We start from the raw sequence: 17,542 nt of genomic DNA, 5'->3' as shown, positions 1-17,542 counted from the left end.
ATTCACTAATGCAAGGTTGTTGATTCAGTTCGCTGAGATCAGCAGCATATAGTGTTTGAAGCTCGTTTATCAGAGCGTGGGCTGAGTCGGCAGGCTGTCGGGGGCAGGCGCTTCTTCGCCTAACTCTGAATCGGAAAGCTGAAAATGCCGGCAAATGATCGACAACCGAAATACAAGCGCATTCTGCTTAAACTCAGTGGTGAGGCCCTTCAAGGAGAAGGTGGCTTTGGCATTGATCCCAGTGTTCTTGACAGAATGGCCCTGGAGATCGGCCAGCTGGTAGGTATCGGCGTTCAGGTTGGTATCGTAATCGGTGGCGGAAACCTCTTTCGTGGAGCGGCATTAAGTGCTGCTGGTCTTGACCGTGTGACTGGCGACCATATGGGTATGCTGGCAACTGTCATGAATGCTCTGGCTATGCGTGATGCTCTTGAGCGTTCAAATATCAATACCCGTGTTATGTCTTCCATTCCGATGGATGGTGTTGTAGAGCACTATGACCATCGTCGTGCAATGCGCTACCTTAACGGTGGTGATGTAGTGATCTTTTCTGCAGGTACCGGTAACCCTTTCTTTACAACAGATTCAGCTGCCTGTCTTCGTGGCATAGAGGTAGACGCGGATGTTGTTCTGAAAGCAACCAAGGTTGACGGTATTTATGACAAGGATCCTGTCAAACATCCTGATGCAGTAAAATTCGAATCCCTGACCTATGATGATGTGCTTGAGCGTAAGCTTGGCGTTATGGATTTGACTGCAATCTGCCTGGTCCGGGATCAGCAGATGCCTGTTCGGGTTTTCAATATGAATAAATCCGGTGCTCTGCTCAATACGGTGGTAGGTGGCGAAGAAGGAACACTGGTGAGTGGGGTGGTAAATGATTGAAGAAATTAAGCAAGATGCGCAAGATCGCATGAATAAGAGTGTTGACTCTCTGAGTGGGGCGTTTGCGAAAATTCGTACGGGTCGTGCTCATCCGAGTCTGCTGGATAGCGTCAAGGTGTCATACTATGGCTCCGACACTCCACTGAGTCAGGTCGCTAATATTTCTACAGAAGATGCCAGAACTCTGGCTGTTCGCGTTTGGGAAAGGCAGATGGTTCCTGATGTGGAAAAAGCGATTCTGAAGTCAGACCTGGGTCTTAATCCTTCTACTGCAGGTGAGGTGATTCGTATACCGCTGCCTGCTCTGACAGAAGAAACCCGTAAGGGATACAGTCGTCAGGCTCGTCAGGAAGCTGAGAATGCCAAAGTTGCTATCCGCAATATTCGTCGTGACGCACTGGCTGACGTTAAGGAACTGGAAAAGGAAAAGGAAATCAGTGAGGACGATGAGCGTCGTGCACAGGATGATATCCAGAAAGTAACGGACAAGTTTATTGCTGCTGTTGATGCAGCGCTGGCCACCAAAGAGAAAGATCTGATGGAAGTCTAAGGACTTCGTCTTCTATTGATTTGTTATGAAATTACAGCCATGCCAATGTAGCAGTGGGTTCATTGTTTGAAGGTATGGCTGTACTTCAGGCTTATGGCTGTTTGATGCTTTTCTTGATGCTTTTTTGAGCGGGGATGCTGTCTTTTCCATGTCTCTGGTTTCTCCGTAAAAACAGGCCTGAAAGCATTGATAATAGCCCCTTGTGTGAGCTTGCAATTTGCTGTGAGCTCCTGCAAGGTGTTGTAAAAAAGATTGTTTTTTTCAGATCAACAAAATAGTGAATGGCCATGAAATCGCAAGAGGAAAACGGCAGCTTAGAGGGAATACCGGTCAAGAAGTTGCCTCGCCATGTGGCCATCATTCTGGATGGAAATAACCGCTGGGCGAAACGGCGATTGCTTCCCAGTCTTGCTGGTCATCGAGCGGGTGTAAAGGCCGTCAGGGAAGTAGTAGAAGCTTGTGGGGAAGTCGGTGTTGAGGTACTTACTCTGTTTGCTTTCAGCAGTGAAAACTGGAACCGTCCCAAGAGTGAAGTGGATGGTTTGATGGAGCTTTTCCTGAGGACGCTTCGCAGAGAAACTCGCAAGCTCAAAAAGAATAATATCAGGCTCAGGATTATAGGCGACGTAAGTCGTTTCAGTCCGACAATTCAAGAGCATATTGCAGAAGCAGAAGCTTTGACTGCCGATGAGGCGAAAGTGACTCTGGTGATTGCTGCCAATTACGGAGGAATGTGGGATATTGCTCAGTCTGCTCGCAAAGTGGCTAAAATGGTAGAGCAGGGTGAGATATCCGCAGACCAGGTTAATGAGTCATTAATCGGCCAGAATCTAACGACGGCAGGTTTGCCTGAGCCAGACCTTCTTATCAGAACCAGTGGTGAGCAGCGTATCAGTAATTTCCTTTTATGGCAGTGTGCCTACAGCGAATTTTATTTTACCAAAACCTTGTGGCCGGATTTCGACCGTAAGGAGTTTGAGTGTGCGCTCCTGGCTTATGTCAATCGTCAGAGACGGTTTGGCAAAACCAGCGAGCAGTTGGAGGCTGAGGCTACGTGTTAAAACAGAGAATTCTCACGGCCGTGGTGTTGGCACCATTGGCCCTGGCCAGTGTTATCTTTCTTCCCCCTACCGCTTTTTCAGTTCTGATTGCTCTGGTTATCATGCTGGCAGCTTGGGAGTGGGCTAATCTTTCCGGTTTCGAAGATGCCGTTACTCGGTTGGGTTATGCAGTATTGACAGGTGTTGCCTGTTGGTTTGTCCAAGGTGTATCCGCTTATTTATTGTTGGCTGTTTCGATTGTCTGGTGGTTGATTGCATTTGCTCTGGTGAAAGGTTATCCAGTATCCGCAAAATTCTGCCATAGTCGATTGCTTAGGCTGGTAATGGGTTTGTTGACCCTTGTGCCTGCCTGGTTTGCTTTGTCCAAACTCAAATTTCATGATCAGCAGGGTTGGACCATTATGTTGGTTTTCCTGCTGGTGTGGGCTGCTGACGTTGGGGCATATTTTGCAGGTAAAAATCTCGGTCGGCACAAATTGGCTGAGCGCGTGAGTCCCAAGAAGACCATTGAAGGTTTGGTGGGTGGCTTGCTGATGTCACTGTTAGTGGCCGCTTGTGTTGGTCTTTATCATGATTTGTCATTTGCCCGGGGAATGGGGCTCTTGCTGCTTTCGGTGGCTGTTGTCCTCGTGTCTGTTTTGGGTGATCTTTTTGAGAGTATGCTCAAGCGTGAGCGCGGCATTAAAGACAGTAGTAACCTGCTACCGGGCCATGGTGGTGTACTGGATAGAATAGATAGTCTGACAGCAGCCATTCCGGTTTTCACACTGGCTCTGATTGTCGCTGGGAGTTAAGCATGCAACAGGTATGTGTTCTGGGTTCAACCGGGTCAATCGGAAAAAGTACTCTTGATGTAATTGCTCGAAACAGTGATCGATACAGAGTCAGATCTCTGGTGGCCTGTCGCAGTCATGATGTCATGTTAGAGCAAGTCAGGACATTCAAGCCTGACTTTGCTGTGATGTCGGATCCTGTTGCTGCAGATCAGTTAAGGGATTCAGTCAAGGCTGAAGGTTTTAAAACCGAAGTGCTCGGTGGTGCCCGCTCTGTAGCCCAGGTGTCAGCTGATTCAGAGGTTGATGTGGTGATGGCGGCTATTGTCGGGGCAGCAGGTCTGTTACCGACACTGGCGGCGGTTAAAGCAGGAAAGAAAGTTTTGCTGGCCAATAAAGAGGCTCTGGTAATGACCGGTGCACTTTTTATGGACTCGGTGAAAGAGTCCGGGGCTCAGTTGCTTCCTATTGATAGTGAGCATAATGCTATCTTCCAGTGTCTGCCTCATGGTTATCGTGAAGGACTTGACAGGGTAGGGGTTAGAAGAATTTTGCTCACGGCTTCGGGTGGACCTTTCAGGGATGTGCCAGTGGATACTCTCCCTATGGTGACACCGGCACAAGCCTGTGCACACCCCAACTGGAGTATGGGCCGAAAGATTTCCGTGGACTCGGCCACGATGATGAATAAAGGCTTGGAGTTTATTGAGGCCTGTTGGCTGTTTGGGGCTAGTCCTTCTCAGGTTGAGGTCGTGATCCATCCCCAGAGTATTATTCACTCTCTGGTTGATTACGAAGATGGCTCTGTTTTGGCGCAGATGGGTAATCCGGATATGAGAACTCCGATTGCCCATGCGCTGGCTTGGCCTGAGCGTATACAGTCGGGTGTTGCGCCGCTTTCTCTGGCTGATGTCGGAAGACTGGATTTTCAGAAGCCTTGTATGCAGCGTTTCAGATGCCTGCAACTCGCACAGGACGCTGCTTCTACAGGGGGCACTGCTGCTGCAATGCTGAATGCTGCCAATGAGGCGGCTGTTGAGGCCTTTTTAGGGGATCACCTGCGCTTTGATCGTATCCCTGATGTTATTGATGCAACATTGCAGGCGCTTCAGGTTAACAGTGCGGGTGATATAGAACAGGTGTTAGACGCTGATCGAAGAGCAAGGTTGCAGGCCAGGGCCAAGATTGAGCAATGGCATAAGACAGCGTGAAGCTCGTAAGATGGAAAGGCATATAATTCACTGTCATTCTGGCGATATTCTATTTACAGTCTTACTTTGAATCATAAAATACTGTCATTCACTGCTGTGGCATTGCAGAGTCAAGGTAGACAGGCAGGTATACCGGAGGTTGGGTAGCCCGAAATGATAATTGGAACTTTGCAGACTTTTCTGGCCTTTGTCATAACGCTGGGTATTCTTGTCAGTATCCATGAGTTTGGCCACTTTTGGGTGGCTCGCCGTTGCGGTGTCAAAGTGCTGCGTTTCTCGGTGGGTTTTGGTAAGCCTCTGTGGAAAAGAACTGACCGTCAGGGAACAGAATACGTTATTGCAGCCATCCCACTGGGTGGTTACGTCAAGATGCTGGACGAGCGGGAAGGGCCAGTAGCTGAATCCGAGAAACAGTTTGCTTTTAACAGTAAACCCGTTCTTTCTCGTATAGCGATTGTGGCGGCAGGTCCTATTGCAAACTTTCTGTTGGCTATAGCGGCTCTCTGGTTGATGTACGTGCTCGGTGTGAAAACCGTTTTGCCTCAGGTAGAAACAGTATTACCTGATTCTCCGGCAGCTCTGGCAGGTATTCAACCCGGTGATGAAATTGTAAGGATTGACTCAACCGAAACGCCTGGCTGGCAACAGGTTAATATGGAGCTATTGTCGTTTATCGGTGACAGTCGCACCGTAGATGTCACAGTCAGGCCTGGAGTGCCTGGTGTCAAGCCTGAAGGCTCTGAAGTGATCAGACAGTTGTCTTTGGATAACTGGCTGGTGGGTGATGAGGGGTTGAATCCGGTTAAATCACTGGGGTTAGTTCCTTATTCGCCTCAGATACCTGCTATCGTAGGTCAGGTTGTTGCAGGCGGTGCAGCTGAGCAGTCAGGTCTGCAGTCAGGTGACAAGATACTCAAGACAAATGGTGAGCCTGTACAGGATTGGTTGGCTTGGGTTAATCTGATTCGTAGTCATCCTGGTAAAGTCTTACAAATAGAAATTGAACGGGACGGCAGTGTCCAAAGACTGACCCTTACGCCGGGTGATAAAGAGGTGGAAGGTCAGCGAGTGGGTTATATTGGTGCAGGAGTGCAATCTGTCTCCTGGCCTGACGATATGACCAGGACGTTGCAGTTTGATCCTTTGTCCGCAGTTCCCAAAGCCGTACAGGCAACGTCAGCCTTGACGGGATTGACTCTTGAGTCGCTGTGGAAAATGGTGGTGGGACTGGTTTCGGTAAAAAACTTGAGCGGTCCCATTACCATTGCTAAAGTGGCTGGCGCGTCCCTGCAATCAGGATTGGAGAATTTTCTCTACTTCCTGTCTATGTTGAGCGTCAGTCTCGGGGTTTTGAATTTGCTGCCCATTCCTGTTCTGGATGGAGGACATCTGTTGTTCTATCTGGTGGAGTGGGTTAGGGGTAAACCTCTATCTGAAAAGGCCCAGATGGTTGGGCTGAAAATTGGGGTGACTCTGGTGGTCAGTGTGATGATACTGGCTCTTTATAACGACATAAGCCGGCTTTTCTGATGCTACTACCCAGAGTAAAAGATGAACACGGACTAAGAACGGATTCCATGAAGCGATCACTGTTGTCTCTGCTGATTGGCTCAATGGCCTATGCGTCAGGCGCCAACGCTTTTGTAGTGTCTGATATCCGGATTGATGGCCTGCAGAGGGTTTCAGCCGGAACGGTATTTAATTCATTACCCATTGAGGTGGGAGATGATATTGAATCCGTGCAGATTTCCAGTGCAGCTAAATCCCTGTTTCAGACAGGGTATTTCAAAGATATTCAAATGGCCAGAGATGGAGATATTCTGGTTATTTCGGTTATTGAGCGTCCCTCCATCAGTGAGATCGTTATTAAAGGTAACAAGGCGATCAAAACTGAAGATCTCAAACAGGGCTTGAGTAAATCAGGTCTGGCTGAGGGCGAGATATTTCAGCAGGCTACTTTAGAGGCCATTCGTCTTGAACTGGAGCGTCAGTACGTTGCCCAGGGGCGATATGGAGCCAGTATTACTGCTGACGTTGAAGCCCAGCCTCGTAACCGAATCAAACTGACCATTAATGTTAAAGAAGGCAAGGTTGCCACCATTCAGCATATTAATGTTGTTGGTAATTCTGTGTTTCCTCAGGAAGATGTGGTTGATCTGTTTGAGCTGAAAGAGTCCGGGTGGTTCTCCTTTTTTGGCTCCAGCGACAAATATTCCAGAGAAAAACTGTCAGGTGATCTGGAGCGCTTGCGCTCTTATTATCTTGATCGTGGTTATATTAATTTCAGTATTCGTTCTACTCAGGTTTCAATCAGTCCTGACAAGCAGAGCGTGTTTATCACAGTCAACATTGATGAAGGTGATAAATATACGGTTAGCGATGTTAAGCTGGCGGGTGATCTGATAATCCCTGAAGATGAAGCGGAAAGATTATTGTTGGCCAAGCCTGAGCAAGTCTTTTCCCGCAGGGTTATTACGACGACCGAAGAAATTCTTAGCAGACGTTTGGGTAATGAAGGTTATACCTTTGCCAACGTAACAGGTATTCCTACTCCGGATCATGAAAAGAAAACCGTCTCGCTGACATTCTTTGTTGATCCTGGCAAACGTGCTTATGTTCGTAGAATTAATTTCTCTGGTAACACGAAAACGGAAGATGAGGTTCTGCGTCGTGAAATGCGTCAGATGGAAGGAGCCTCTGCAAACAGTCAGAAAATTGAGCAGTCTAAAGTACGTCTAGAGCGGCTGGGTTACTTCAAAGAAGTTAATGTGGAAACGCCGCCGGTTCCTGGAACCAGTGATCAGATTGATGTGAATTATACCGTTGAAGAACAGCCTTCTGGCAGTATTACTGCTAGTGTTGGTTACTCTCAATCCGATGGTCTGTTGTTGGGTGGCTCTGTGAGTCAGAATAACTTCCTTGGAACAGGTAACAAGGTTTCGGTTGGACTCAACAAGAGTGATGTCAGTCAGCTCTATAATTTCAGCTTCACCGACCCTTATTACACGGTAGATGGTGTGAGTCGTGGGTTTAGCGTATTTCACCGTTCATACGATTACAGCAATACTGATATTTCAAACTACGCTGCTGATACTACCGGTGCTAATGTCAACTTTGGCTACCCGATTTCAGAAACGCAGTCCATCAGTATGGGATTAGGTGTGGACGCTACCAGTATTAAAACGGGTACTGATACACCGGATTACATTCTGGATTATCTGAAGAATAATGGCGATAACTTCACCAATCTGAAGGCTACACTGGGCTGGTCTGAGAGTGAGCTTAACCGGGGTTTGTTGCCCACACGTGGTTACTCGCAGAGTGCATCTGCTCAGGTGACTATTCCTGGTTCAGATGTCAGTTTCTATAAGCTGGTTTATCGTGGTCAGTACTTTCAGCCTATTACTCAGTCATTAACCGGACGAGTGTCGACACGAATTGGTTATATCGGTGCTTATGGTGATACAACCGATATCCCATTCTTTGAGCATTTTTACGCCGGTGGTTTTGGTTCTGTCCGGGGCTACAAGGATAACTCTCTGGGACCAAAAGCTAAGGAGAAGAATGATAGTGACTATAACTCTATCGGTGGTGACCTTGTTATTGAGGGTACCGCTGAAATTCTCTTCCCATTACCTTTCGTAAAAGATCAGCGTTCACTAAGAACCAGCTTGTTCTTTGATTTTGGTAATGTTTTTGATACCAGCTGCCCCAGTGGCGATATCAAGGACTGTTCAAACCCTGATTTCGCAGAGCTACGTTACAGTGCTGGTATTGGCCTGACCTGGATTACTCCGCTGGGTCCTTTGACTTTCAGTCTGGCCAAAGCTCTGAATCCGAAAGGCGAAGATCAGACTCAGGTATTCCAGTTCTCTCTGGGTACACCTTTCTAAAAAGCATCAATGCTGGCCAGGTCTATCCTGGTCAGCACTTGTTTTGCTTCCCCTTGATTTCTCTCTTGATTCAGAGCTTTTGGACTTTAGTGCTATTTATGGTAATGAGTCAGCTTTGGGTTATCAGGTGGAAGGGTTCAATGTTTACGGATTCTTTAAAGGCAGTGCAGCATTAAATAGATGCGATATAGTGTCTTTTCATTATAATGAGGCCAATCTCGCGTGCTGCTGAGTGGGAACTCCGAAGATACCTCAAGCACATAGGTGGGTGTTTCAGGCTTTAGGTGGTTTCTGGCTTATAGTTGTATGCTCAGGCTTGGACTTTACATTTTTTATTCAGGAGAATGAACTTGAAATCGATCAAACTGGCGTTTGTAGCTCTGTTGCTATTATCTCCACTGGCTCAGGCACAAAAGATTGCAGTAGTCGACTCAGAAATGGCTGTACTGGAGTCAGACTCTGCCAAAAAGTATGCCAAAGAAGCTGAGAAGATGTTTGCTCCAAAAATAAAGCAATTAAAAGCGCTTCAAGATGATATTAAAGGACTGGAACAAAAGCTTAAGAAAGATGGTCCAACACTGACAGACGGACAGCGCGAGAACCGTCAGCTTGAAATCAAGCGTAAGTTTGAAGACCTTCAGCTGCAAGATCGTCAGTTGAGAGGTGAGAAAGCTCGTTCTGATCAGGCTGAGCTGGGCAAGATGAGACCAAAGCTTGAAAAAGCCATTGATGAGGTTTCTAAAGAACTGAACTATGATCTGGTGCTGGAGCGTGGCGCGGTTCGTTTTGTTAAACCTGAATTTGATATCACCAGAAAGGTGATTGAGCGTATGAACAAGTTGAAGTAATCGATGATGCAGTCTTTTTCCTATACCTTGTCTGAACTGGCTGACAAGGTAGGTGCTGAGCTTAAGGGTGATGCAGGGGAGCAGATCTCTGGTTTAAATACCTTACAGGACGCGATAACCGGAGAGCTGGCTTTCCTGGCTAATCCTGCTTATGCGCGTTATCTGGAAAGTACGGGGGCCAGTGCGGTCATTTTGACTCCGGTTCAGGCAGAAGCCTGGACTGGAAATGCATTGATTCTCGAAAACCCTTATTTGGGGTATGCCACTCTCTCTCATCTGTTTGATGGAGATATGGGGCAGCCAGAAGGTGTACACCCAACCGCAGTGATTGCTCCAGATGCTCAGATTCATCCTACCGCTGCTATTGGTCCAGGGGTAGTGGTTGAGTCTGGAGTACAGGTTTCTGAAAATGTCAGAATAGATGCCGGTGCGATTATCGGGCATGATTCTGTGATCGGGGCAGGCAGCCATATCTGTCGGAATGTTACTGTGTGCCACGGTGTCTTCATGGGGGAGCGCAGTATTATTCATGCCAATGCTGTTATTGGTGCAGATGGTTTTGGTAATGCCCGTTCCGATGGTCAGTGGCACAAAATTGCCCAGATAGGTGGTGTCGTTATTGGTAATGACGTGGAGATTGGTTCCTGTACCTGTATTGATCGTGGCGCGCTGGGCGACACGGTTATTCATGATGGCGTCAGGATCGATAACCTTGTTCAGGTGGCACATAATGTTGTAATTGGTAAGCATACGGCCATTGCAGCTAATGTGGGTATCTCCGGAAGTACAAAAGTGGGTGAATATTGCACTATTGCGGGTGCTGCCGGGCTTGCAGGCCATATCACTATTGCTGATCACGTCCATTTGTCAGGTATGGCGATGGTGACCAAGTCAATCACTCGGCCCGGTGCTTATGCTTCTGGAACTGGAATTATGGAAGCGGGTGAGTGGCGTAAGAACGCTGTGCGCTTCAGGAAGCTGGATGATATGGCTAAACGGCTGAAGCAATGTGAGCGTCGGCTTGATGATTAGCAGAGTGTATTTTGAACTCGTTTGTTCGTTCTGTTCAATAGGTTCATAGTACTTAAAGGCTGGATTACCAGCCTTTTGTTGTATTGAGGTGAGTGTTCAATGCCAGCATTACGCCTGTGGTTGATGATTTTCGAATCTTTACTGATAACCTTGTTGAGTTCAGTTGCATGATCAATATTGAGGAGATCCAGTCTATTTTGGCTCATCGCTATCCCTTTCTTCTGGTCGACAGAGTGATAGCTGTGGATCTTGAGAAAAACATCATTGAATGCCTCAAAAATATTACGGCTAATGAACCTCAATTTACCGGGCACTTTCCTGATCACCCTGTTATGCCAGGTGTTTTGTTGATTGAGTCTATGGCTCAGGCTGCAGGTATTCTTGGTTATCAGATGAAGGTGAGACAGGAAGAAGACAATAGTATCTACTACTTTGCAGGTGCTGATAAAGTCCGCTTTCGTCGCCCTGTTGTCCCTGGTGACCAGGTAATACTCAGGGCTGAGTTCGTAGCCATGAAAAGAAATATCTGGAAATTTTCCTGTGAAGGACAGGTTGATGGTAAGATAGCTTGCTCTGCTGAAATAACCTGTGCAAGAAAGGAACTATAGTCTTGATTGATTCCCGTTCCAGCCAAGAATCAAATGTTGTTCGTGATGAATTGATTCATCCAACAGCAATCATCGATCCGAGTGCTGTCCTGGCGCCGGACGTAAAGGTCGGACCCTATGCCGTTATTGGCGCAAATGTTGAAATTGACTCTGGAACAGAAATTAATGCTCATGTAGTCATCAAAGGGCATACCAGAATTGGCAGAAATAACCGTATATTTCAGTTCGCTAGCGTCGGTGAAGATTGTCAGGATCTGAAGTATGCGGGAGAGACTACCTGGCTCGAGATTGGCGACAATAATGTTATCCGGGAAGGTTGCACGATTCATCGTGGTACCACTCAGGATACTTCGATCACCAAAATAGGCAGTAACAATCTGTTGATGGCCTATGTTCACGTTGCTCATGACTGCATTGTCGGCAGCAACATTATCATGGCCAATAACGCGACTCTAGCAGGGCATGTGAGAGTTGGAGACGGCGTTATTCTTGGTGGATTTACTACGGTTCATCAATTCTGTGTCATTGGTGATTACAGTATGAGCGCTGCTCATACCGCCATATTTAAAGATGTACCTGCATTTGTTATGGTCAGTGGTAATCCGGCCAAGGCGCACGGTATGAATTTTGAGGGAATGAGGCGTCGTGGTTATAGCCCGGAGCTGATTCGTGAATTGCGACAGTGCTATAAGTTGATCTATAGACAAGGCTTGCGAACCAGCGAAGCGCTTGGTCGACTTGAGTCTATGGAAAAACAGCCTGAGATTGAGCTGTTGATTGATTCTCTCAGAGCGTCAACTCGCGGCATCACTCGCTGATCGATTCAATCACTTCTTCCTGTCTGCCACCTCTGATCCCGTCTTTACTTTCGACTTTTCCAGCGGTTCACTGGTGGTAGTTGCAGGGGTGTCCTGCCTCTTCAAAGGTGAATAAATAGGAATGTCCAGAACACTGTCATTTGCTCTGGTGGCCGGGGAGGCCTCTGGTGATATCCTGGGAGCAGCCCTGATCAGGGAGATCAAAGTCCATCATCCTGATGCCCGGTGCTACGGTATCGGTGGCCCGATGATGATAGCTGAGGGGTTTGAAAGTCTTTTTCCTATGGAAAGACTTTCGGTGATGGGGCTTGTTGAGGTTCTGGGCCGGCTGAAAGAACTGCTTGGCATTCGTAAACAGCTTAAAGAAGCCTTTGTGTCTGAAAAGCCGGATGTCTTTATTGGAATAGATGCACCTGACTTTAACCTTCCTTTAGAAAAATTCCTGAAATCCAATCAGATTCCCACTGTTCATTATGTGAGTCCGCAGGTCTGGGCATGGAGAGAGGGACGCCTGAAAAAAATAAGGCGCTCAGTTGATCATATGCTGGCATTGCTGCCCTTTGAGGCTGATTATTATCAGGGGCATGGCGTTCCAGTCACTTTTGTCGGTCATCCTCTGGCTGATCAGGTGGCATGGAGTCCGGATTCTTCAGAGGCCCGTCGCTCCCTTGGTATTGAGGAGAAGGGGGCAATTGTTGCGTTATTACCCGGCAGTCGTAAAGCTGAAGTGGCTCGTTTGGGTGATCTGTTTTTGCAAACAGCACGTTTATTGAAGAAAGATCATCCTGACATTCGATTTCTGATGCCCTGTGCCAGTGAAAAACGAAAATTACAGCTGTTACCCATGCTGGAAAGTTATTCGGATTTGGATGTGACGGTTGCTGTGGGTAAAGCCTCACAGATGATGGCTGCAGCGAATGCTATTTTGATTGCATCGGGAACAGCAACGCTAGAAGCAGCCTTGCATAAAAGACCTATGGTGATCAGTTACCGAATGGCCTCCCTGAGTTACTCAATACTCAGCCGTCTGGTAAAGGTCGAGCATGTTGGTCTGCCTAATTTATTGGCAAGTAAGCCCTGTGTGCCCGAGTTGTTGCAGAATGATGCAACTCCGGAAAAGCTTTATGAGGCCATGTCCAGAGCGCTTGATGATGAGGAGTGGCGAAGTCATCTGGTTCAGGAATTTACAGAGATTCATAAAACGCTTAAGCGAGATGCCAGTGCTCTGGCGTATCAGGCGATTATGTCAGTAGTAGGAAAGTACGATGCAACAAAATGAAATGGATTTGTTTGCTGTCCCCGAAGCTTTTTCCCGGGTATGTGGTGTCGATGAAGTAGGTCGTGGTCCGCTTTGTGGGCCGGTCGTAACAGCCGCCGTGATACTGGATCCGGAAAACCCCATAGCGGGTTTGAATGATTCCAAGAAGCTGTCTGAAAAAAGGCGAGATGAGCTCTTTGATGAAATTAAAGAGAAGGCGCTGTCGTGGTCACTAGGGAGAGCGGAAGTCGACGAAATTGATGAACTCAATATTCTCCATGCCACCATGCTTGCTATGCAAAGGGCTGTTGCGGGGCTCTCTATAAAACCTGATTTGGCGTTAATCGATGGGAATCGCTGTCCTGATCTCCCTTGCCCTGCTGAAGCCGTAATAAAAGGGGATGGCCGTGTAGCTGAAATTGGTGCGGCATCAATCCTTGCAAAAGTTACTCGTGATCGCGAAATGGTTGAGCTGGAGAAGTTGTACCCTGGCTATGGGATAGGTGGTCATAAAGGTTATCCTACCAAGGTCCATATGGATGCGCTGAAAAAGTTGGGAGCAACGCCTATTCATCGTCGATCATTCAAGCCGGTGCGTGAAGCATTGTTGGCTGCTTCTGTGGAACATTCATAAGTTGATACCCGGTTTTTTAGTATGAATTTCTTCCTTTGGGCCCTGTTTTAATGGTTTTTTATTCCAGCAGGGCTTTCTTATGGGTTGGTAATCATGATTTATGGTTGTTTACTGTTTAAATATCCTTTCTTGGAAACACAGGGCTGGCAGATTTCGGAGCTCTGTTGTTAAAATTAAGGATTCCCTTTAGTTGGTCTACCTTCTCTCATGCCTGCACGTTTCATACACCTGAGACTCCATTCAGAATTTTCCCTGAGCGATGGTCTGGTTCGCATCAAACCTTTGATCAAGACAGTTGCAGACCAGGGGATTCCTGCAGTGGCTGTTACTGATCAGTCAAACCTCTGCTCACTGGTAAAATTTTATAACGGTGCTCAGGGTGCGGGCATCAAGCCTATCAGTGGTGCTGATCTCTGGGTCACCCATTCTGATCCGGCACAAGAGCCAGTCAGACTTGTGTTGCTTTCTATGAATGCAAAAGGATATAGAAACCTCACAGAGCTGATTTCCCAGTCTTTTCTGGAGAATCAGGTTCATGGAAAAGCAATTGTTAAAAGAGAGTGGGTGAAGGAGAAATCTGAAGGTTTGATAGCCCTTTCCGGTGCTAAAGAGGGTGATGTGGGGCAGGCGATTCTCAGTGGCAATGAGGAGCTGGCTGGAGAATTGTTGACTGAATGGATGGAGGCTTTTCCGGGCAGGTATTACCTTGAGCTTCACAGAACTTCCCGGGCAGGTGATGAGGCCTGTCTTCATGGTTCTGTCGCCCTTGCTGAGCGATATGCTTGCCCGGTTGTGGCGACCAATGATGTCATGTTTATCAAGAGAGAAGACTTTGAGGCTCATGAAGCTCGAGTCTGTATTGGTGAAAGTTCGGCTCTGGATGATCCGCGACGGGTCAAACGTTATAGCGAAGAGCAGTATCTGAAATCGGAAGAAGAGATGTGCGAACTCTTCTCTGATATCCCGGAAGCGCTTGAGAATTCAGTTGAAATCGCCCGACGCTGTTCGGTTTATGTTCACCTGGGGGAGTATTTTTTACCGGAATTCCCTATCCCTGACGGGATGACAATGGATGATTTCTTCAGAAAGTTTTCCCATGACGGATTGTCGGATCGCCTTCAGTCTATTTTGGATCCTGCGGATCCGGAATACGCCAGTAAAGAGAAGATTTATCGTGATCGACTGGACTTCGAGCTGGACATTATTCTGCAAATGGGATTTCCGGGTTATTTTCTGATCGTAATGGACTTTATCCAGTGGTCAAAGAATAACGGGATTCCAGTAGGGCCTGGTCGTGGTTCCGGTGCGGGCTCTCTGGTGGCTTATGCGCAAAAGATTACCGACCTTGATCCCATTCAATACGATCTTCTGTTTGAGCGATTCTTGAATCCTGAACGGGTATCCATGCCTGACTTTGATGTCGATTTTTGTATGGATGGGCGTGACAAGGTCATCGATTACGTGGCTCGAACCTATGGCCGTGATGCGGTATCCCAGATTATCACTTTCGGAACCATGGCCGCTAAAGCGGTGGTCAGAGATGTTGCCAGGGTTCAGGGCAAGTCCTACGGACTGGCAGATCGGCTCTCGAAAATGATTCCTTTCGAAATTGGCATGACTCTGAGCAAGGCGTTTGAGCAAGAGGCCATGATCAGGGATTTCCTTGAGGTCGATGAGGATGGTAAAGAAATCTGGGAGATGGCCCTCAAACTTGAAGGGGTTACCCGGAACGTCGGTAAGCATGCCGGTGGCGTTGTTATAGCACCCACCAAACTGACAGATTTTGCCCCGCTTTATTGTGATGAGAGCGGTGGTAGTGTTGTTACTCAGTTTGATAAGAATGATGTGGAGTCTGCAGGTCTGGTGAAGTTTGACTTCCTGGGGCTGAGAACACTGACCATCATTGATTGGGCGCTGAAAATGATCAACCCTCGCCGTCAGCAGCGCGGTGAGGATGAACTCGATATCATGATGATTGATCTCGAGGACAAGTACTCCTACGACATGTTGAAGCGAGCTGAGACTACCGCTGTATTCCAGCTCGAGTCCAGGGGTATGAAAGACCTGATCAAGCGTCTTCAGCCCGACTGTTTTGAAGATATTATCGCTCTGGTGGCTCTGTTCCGTCCTGGCCCCTTGCAGTCAGGCATGGTAGATAACTTCATCAATCGAAAGCATGGTCGTGAAGAGCTTTCTTACCCGGATGCTCAGTATCAGCATGAGTGGCTTCAGCCGATCTTGCAGCCCACCTACGGCATTATCCTGTATCAGGAGCAGGTTATGCAGATTGCCCAGGTGTTGGCAGGCTATACCCTGGGTGGGGCGGATATGTTGCGTCGTGCCATGGGTAAGAAAAAACCGGAAGAGATGGCCAAACAAAGGTCGATCTTTGAAGAGGGGGCTATAAGCCAGGGGATTGATGGCGAGCTGGCCATGAAAATCTTTGACCTGGTTGAAAAGTTTGCCGGGTATGGTTTTAACAAGTCTCACTCAGCGGCCTATGCTCTGGTCTCTTATCAGACTCTTTGGTTGAAGGCTCATTATCCTGCTGAATTCATGGCAGCAGTAATGAGTTCAGATATGCAGAATACCGATAAGGTTGTGACGTTCATAGAAGAGTGCCGAGAGATGGAGCTCACAGTATTGCCGCCGGATGTAAACAGCGGTGACTATATGTTCGGTGTTAACGATGATGGGCATATTGTTTATGGCTTGGGTGCCATTAAAGGGGTAGGAGAGGGCCCTATTGAGTCAATCGTTGAGGCCAGAAAGTCAGGAGGTGCTTTCAAGGATCTGTTTGATTTCTGTGAGCGGGTTGATGCCAAGAGTATCAATAAACGGGTTCTCGAAGCTCTGATTCGATCAGGCGCAGTAGACTTGTTAGGCCCGGTACCGGGTAAAAAGTCCCGATATAACTTTAATCGTGCTGTATTGGAATCCAGTCAGCCTGAAGCGATTAAAGCGGCTGATCAGGCAGCAAAAAGTTTAGATTCCGGGCACGGTGATTTATTCGGTGCATTGGTGCCAGCGGGTGAAGAGAATGTCTATGACAAGTATGGCCGCGTTGAGGAATGGACCGACAAAGTCAGGCTGAGCGGTGAAAAAGACACGCTGGGTCTTTATCTGACGGGTCATCCTATCGATGAGTATGAGCAGGAAATTCGCCACTTTATACGAAATCGTATCCGGGATCTCCAACCTGCAAGAGGTGAAAGCCAGAACATTGCAGGATTGGTTGTGGCCATGAGAACCATGAAAAACAAGCGTGGCGATAAAATGTGCTTTGTTACATTAGATGATCGTACCGCCCGGATTGAGGTTTCTATCTTTGCAGATGTCTATGAGCAGTGTCAGGCTTTGATTAAATTGGATACGGTGATTGTCTTTGAAGGCGAAGTTAGCTTTGACGATTACTCTGGGAGTCTGAAGGTTAGAGCCAAGAAAGCGCTTAACCTTATCGATGCCCGAAGCTACTATGCCCGCAGGCTGCAGGTGAATCTCAATAGTCTGCAGATAGATAAAAGCTTCCATTCGAAGATGTCCACGTTGCTGGGTCAACACCCGGGTCGTTTACCGGTACAGGTCAATTATTCCCGAGAAGATGCCTCTGCCAGTCTTCAGTTAGGAGAACAGTGGAATGTCAGTCCCAGTGATGAATTGGTGCTGGATTTAAGGCAATGGCTGGGCAAGGAATCTGCCAAGGTAGAGTATCAGTAACGGACGCTTACGCTTTTTAACTCGACATATCGGTCGCTTTTACGTATTTTTCTTGACAAATTTATCTGAAAAGTAGCTTTCGAAAAGGTGGCTTTATGGTTGCCATTGAAAACTGCTTTTCTTTCGCTTGAGTCTGCAGGCCGAAATTGGCGTAAGTCCGGCAGGCTCACTGAAGGCATTTTTGATTATTTAGCGCCTGAGGCCTTCTGGGAATACTCAGGTGGCTTCAATGCGATGAGTCAGGTCAGGTTTTT

At 47.5% G+C, this 17,542-nt stretch carries 14 protein-coding genes; all 14 read left to right on the top strand.

Annotated features, from left to right (window positions below; translation table 11 throughout):
• The first annotated feature begins 144 nt into the window (after positions 1 to 144).
• The 14 genes from pyrH to dnaE all read left to right on the top strand — a co-directional run bounded on the left by pyrH (position 145) and on the right by dnaE (position 17,288).
• Entirely contained in the window at positions 145 to 885 is a 741-nt protein-coding gene (gene pyrH / locus GZ78_RS08345; RefSeq protein ID WP_034834711.1) for a UMP kinase, read from the top strand.
• On the top strand, positions 878 to 1,435 hold the full coding sequence (gene frr, locus GZ78_RS08340) for a ribosome recycling factor (RefSeq protein WP_034834709.1): 558 nt from the start codon (positions 878 to 880) through the stop codon (positions 1,433 to 1,435). Before pyrH ends, frr begins: the two co-directional genes overlap by 8 nt.
• Before the next feature lie 281 nt (positions 1,436 to 1,716).
• Positions 1,717 to 2,496: a polyprenyl diphosphate synthase gene (uppS, locus tag GZ78_RS08330; RefSeq protein WP_456236225.1), complete on the top strand. Its 780-nt coding sequence runs from the start codon at positions 1,717 to 1,719 to the stop codon at positions 2,494 to 2,496.
• Entirely contained in the window at positions 2,490 to 3,290 is an 801-nt protein-coding gene (locus GZ78_RS08325) for a phosphatidate cytidylyltransferase (protein ID WP_034834706.1), read from the top strand. The genes uppS and GZ78_RS08325 overlap by 7 nt, the downstream gene beginning before the upstream one ends.
• A 2-nt stretch (positions 3,291 to 3,292) precedes the next feature.
• On the top strand, positions 3,293 to 4,480 hold the full coding sequence (ispC, locus tag GZ78_RS08320; RefSeq protein ID WP_034834705.1) for a 1-deoxy-D-xylulose-5-phosphate reductoisomerase: 1,188 nt from the start codon (positions 3,293 to 3,295) through the stop codon (positions 4,478 to 4,480).
• Positions 4,481 to 4,639: 159 nt separating this feature from the next.
• Positions 4,640 to 6,010, top strand: coding sequence for a sigma E protease regulator RseP (rseP, locus tag GZ78_RS08315; RefSeq protein WP_034836149.1), 1,371 nt, complete (start codon positions 4,640 to 4,642; stop codon positions 6,008 to 6,010).
• Positions 6,011 to 6,057: 47 nt separating this feature from the next.
• Positions 6,058 to 8,373: an outer membrane protein assembly factor BamA gene (gene bamA, locus GZ78_RS08310; RefSeq protein ID WP_034836147.1), complete on the top strand. Its 2,316-nt coding sequence runs from the start codon at positions 6,058 to 6,060 to the stop codon at positions 8,371 to 8,373.
• A gap of 350 nt (positions 8,374 to 8,723) precedes the next feature.
• Positions 8,724 to 9,221, top strand: coding sequence for an OmpH family outer membrane protein (locus tag GZ78_RS08305; RefSeq protein ID WP_201772690.1), 498 nt, complete (start codon positions 8,724 to 8,726; stop codon positions 9,219 to 9,221).
• 3 nt (positions 9,222 to 9,224) lie between these two features.
• Positions 9,225 to 10,253 (top strand): UDP-3-O-(3-hydroxymyristoyl)glucosamine N-acyltransferase, encoded by a 1,029-nt coding sequence (gene lpxD / locus GZ78_RS08300; protein ID WP_034834701.1) that lies wholly within the window; start codon positions 9,225 to 9,227, stop codon positions 10,251 to 10,253.
• A gap of 167 nt (positions 10,254 to 10,420) precedes the next feature.
• The gene (fabZ, locus tag GZ78_RS08295) at positions 10,421 to 10,861 is read left to right on the top strand and encodes a 3-hydroxyacyl-ACP dehydratase FabZ (RefSeq protein WP_034836144.1); all 441 of its coding nucleotides are present in this window, start codon (positions 10,421 to 10,423) and stop codon (positions 10,859 to 10,861) included.
• Between the two features lie 50 nt (positions 10,862 to 10,911).
• Positions 10,912 to 11,679 (top strand): acyl-ACP--UDP-N-acetylglucosamine O-acyltransferase, encoded by a 768-nt coding sequence (lpxA, locus tag GZ78_RS08290; RefSeq protein WP_034836142.1) that lies wholly within the window; start codon positions 10,912 to 10,914, stop codon positions 11,677 to 11,679.
• A gap of 121 nt (positions 11,680 to 11,800) precedes the next feature.
• The gene (gene lpxB / locus GZ78_RS08285; RefSeq protein ID WP_034834700.1) at positions 11,801 to 12,958 is read left to right on the top strand and encodes a lipid-A-disaccharide synthase; all 1,158 of its coding nucleotides are present in this window, start codon (positions 11,801 to 11,803) and stop codon (positions 12,956 to 12,958) included.
• Positions 12,945 to 13,571: a ribonuclease HII gene (rnhB, locus tag GZ78_RS08280; RefSeq protein WP_034834698.1), complete on the top strand. Its 627-nt coding sequence runs from the start codon at positions 12,945 to 12,947 to the stop codon at positions 13,569 to 13,571. Before lpxB ends, rnhB begins: the two co-directional genes overlap by 14 nt.
• Before the next feature lie 207 nt (positions 13,572 to 13,778).
• Positions 13,779 to 17,288: a DNA polymerase III subunit alpha gene (dnaE, locus tag GZ78_RS08275; protein ID WP_034834694.1), complete on the top strand. Its 3,510-nt coding sequence runs from the start codon at positions 13,779 to 13,781 to the stop codon at positions 17,286 to 17,288.
• Positions 17,289 to 17,542: the final 254 nt, after the last annotated feature.

Origin of the sequence: Endozoicomonas numazuensis (assembly GCF_000722635.1) — a bacterium.
Classification (GTDB): Bacteria; Pseudomonadota; Gammaproteobacteria; order Pseudomonadales; family Endozoicomonadaceae; genus Endozoicomonas_A; species Endozoicomonas_A numazuensis.
This window is presented reverse-complemented; position numbering and strand designations above follow the sequence as displayed.

Excerpts from the sequence above, each read along its gene's own strand:
- frr (WP_034834709.1), top strand. The coding sequence starts at position 878 with ATGATTGAAGAAATTAAGCAAGATGCGCAAGATCGCATGAATAAGAGT.
- ispC (WP_034834705.1), top strand. The coding sequence starts at position 3,293 with ATGCAACAGGTATGTGTTCTGGGTTCAACCGGGTCAATCGGAAAAAGT.
- pyrH (WP_034834711.1), top strand. The coding sequence starts at position 145 with ATGCCGGCAAATGATCGACAACCGAAATACAAGCGCATTCTGCTTAAA.
- bamA (WP_034836147.1), top strand. The coding sequence starts at position 6,058 with ATGAAGCGATCACTGTTGTCTCTGCTGATTGGCTCAATGGCCTATGCG.
- uppS (WP_456236225.1), top strand. The coding sequence starts at position 1,717 with ATGGCCATGAAATCGCAAGAGGAAAACGGCAGCTTAGAGGGAATACCG.
- lpxD (WP_034834701.1), top strand. The coding sequence starts at position 9,225 with ATGATGCAGTCTTTTTCCTATACCTTGTCTGAACTGGCTGACAAGGTA.
- dnaE (WP_034834694.1), top strand. The coding sequence starts at position 13,779 with ATGCCTGCACGTTTCATACACCTGAGACTCCATTCAGAATTTTCCCTG.
- lpxB (WP_034834700.1), top strand. The coding sequence starts at position 11,801 with ATGTCCAGAACACTGTCATTTGCTCTGGTGGCCGGGGAGGCCTCTGGT.
- rnhB (WP_034834698.1), top strand. The coding sequence starts at position 12,945 with ATGCAACAAAATGAAATGGATTTGTTTGCTGTCCCCGAAGCTTTTTCC.
- fabZ (WP_034836144.1), top strand. The coding sequence starts at position 10,421 with ATGATCAATATTGAGGAGATCCAGTCTATTTTGGCTCATCGCTATCCC.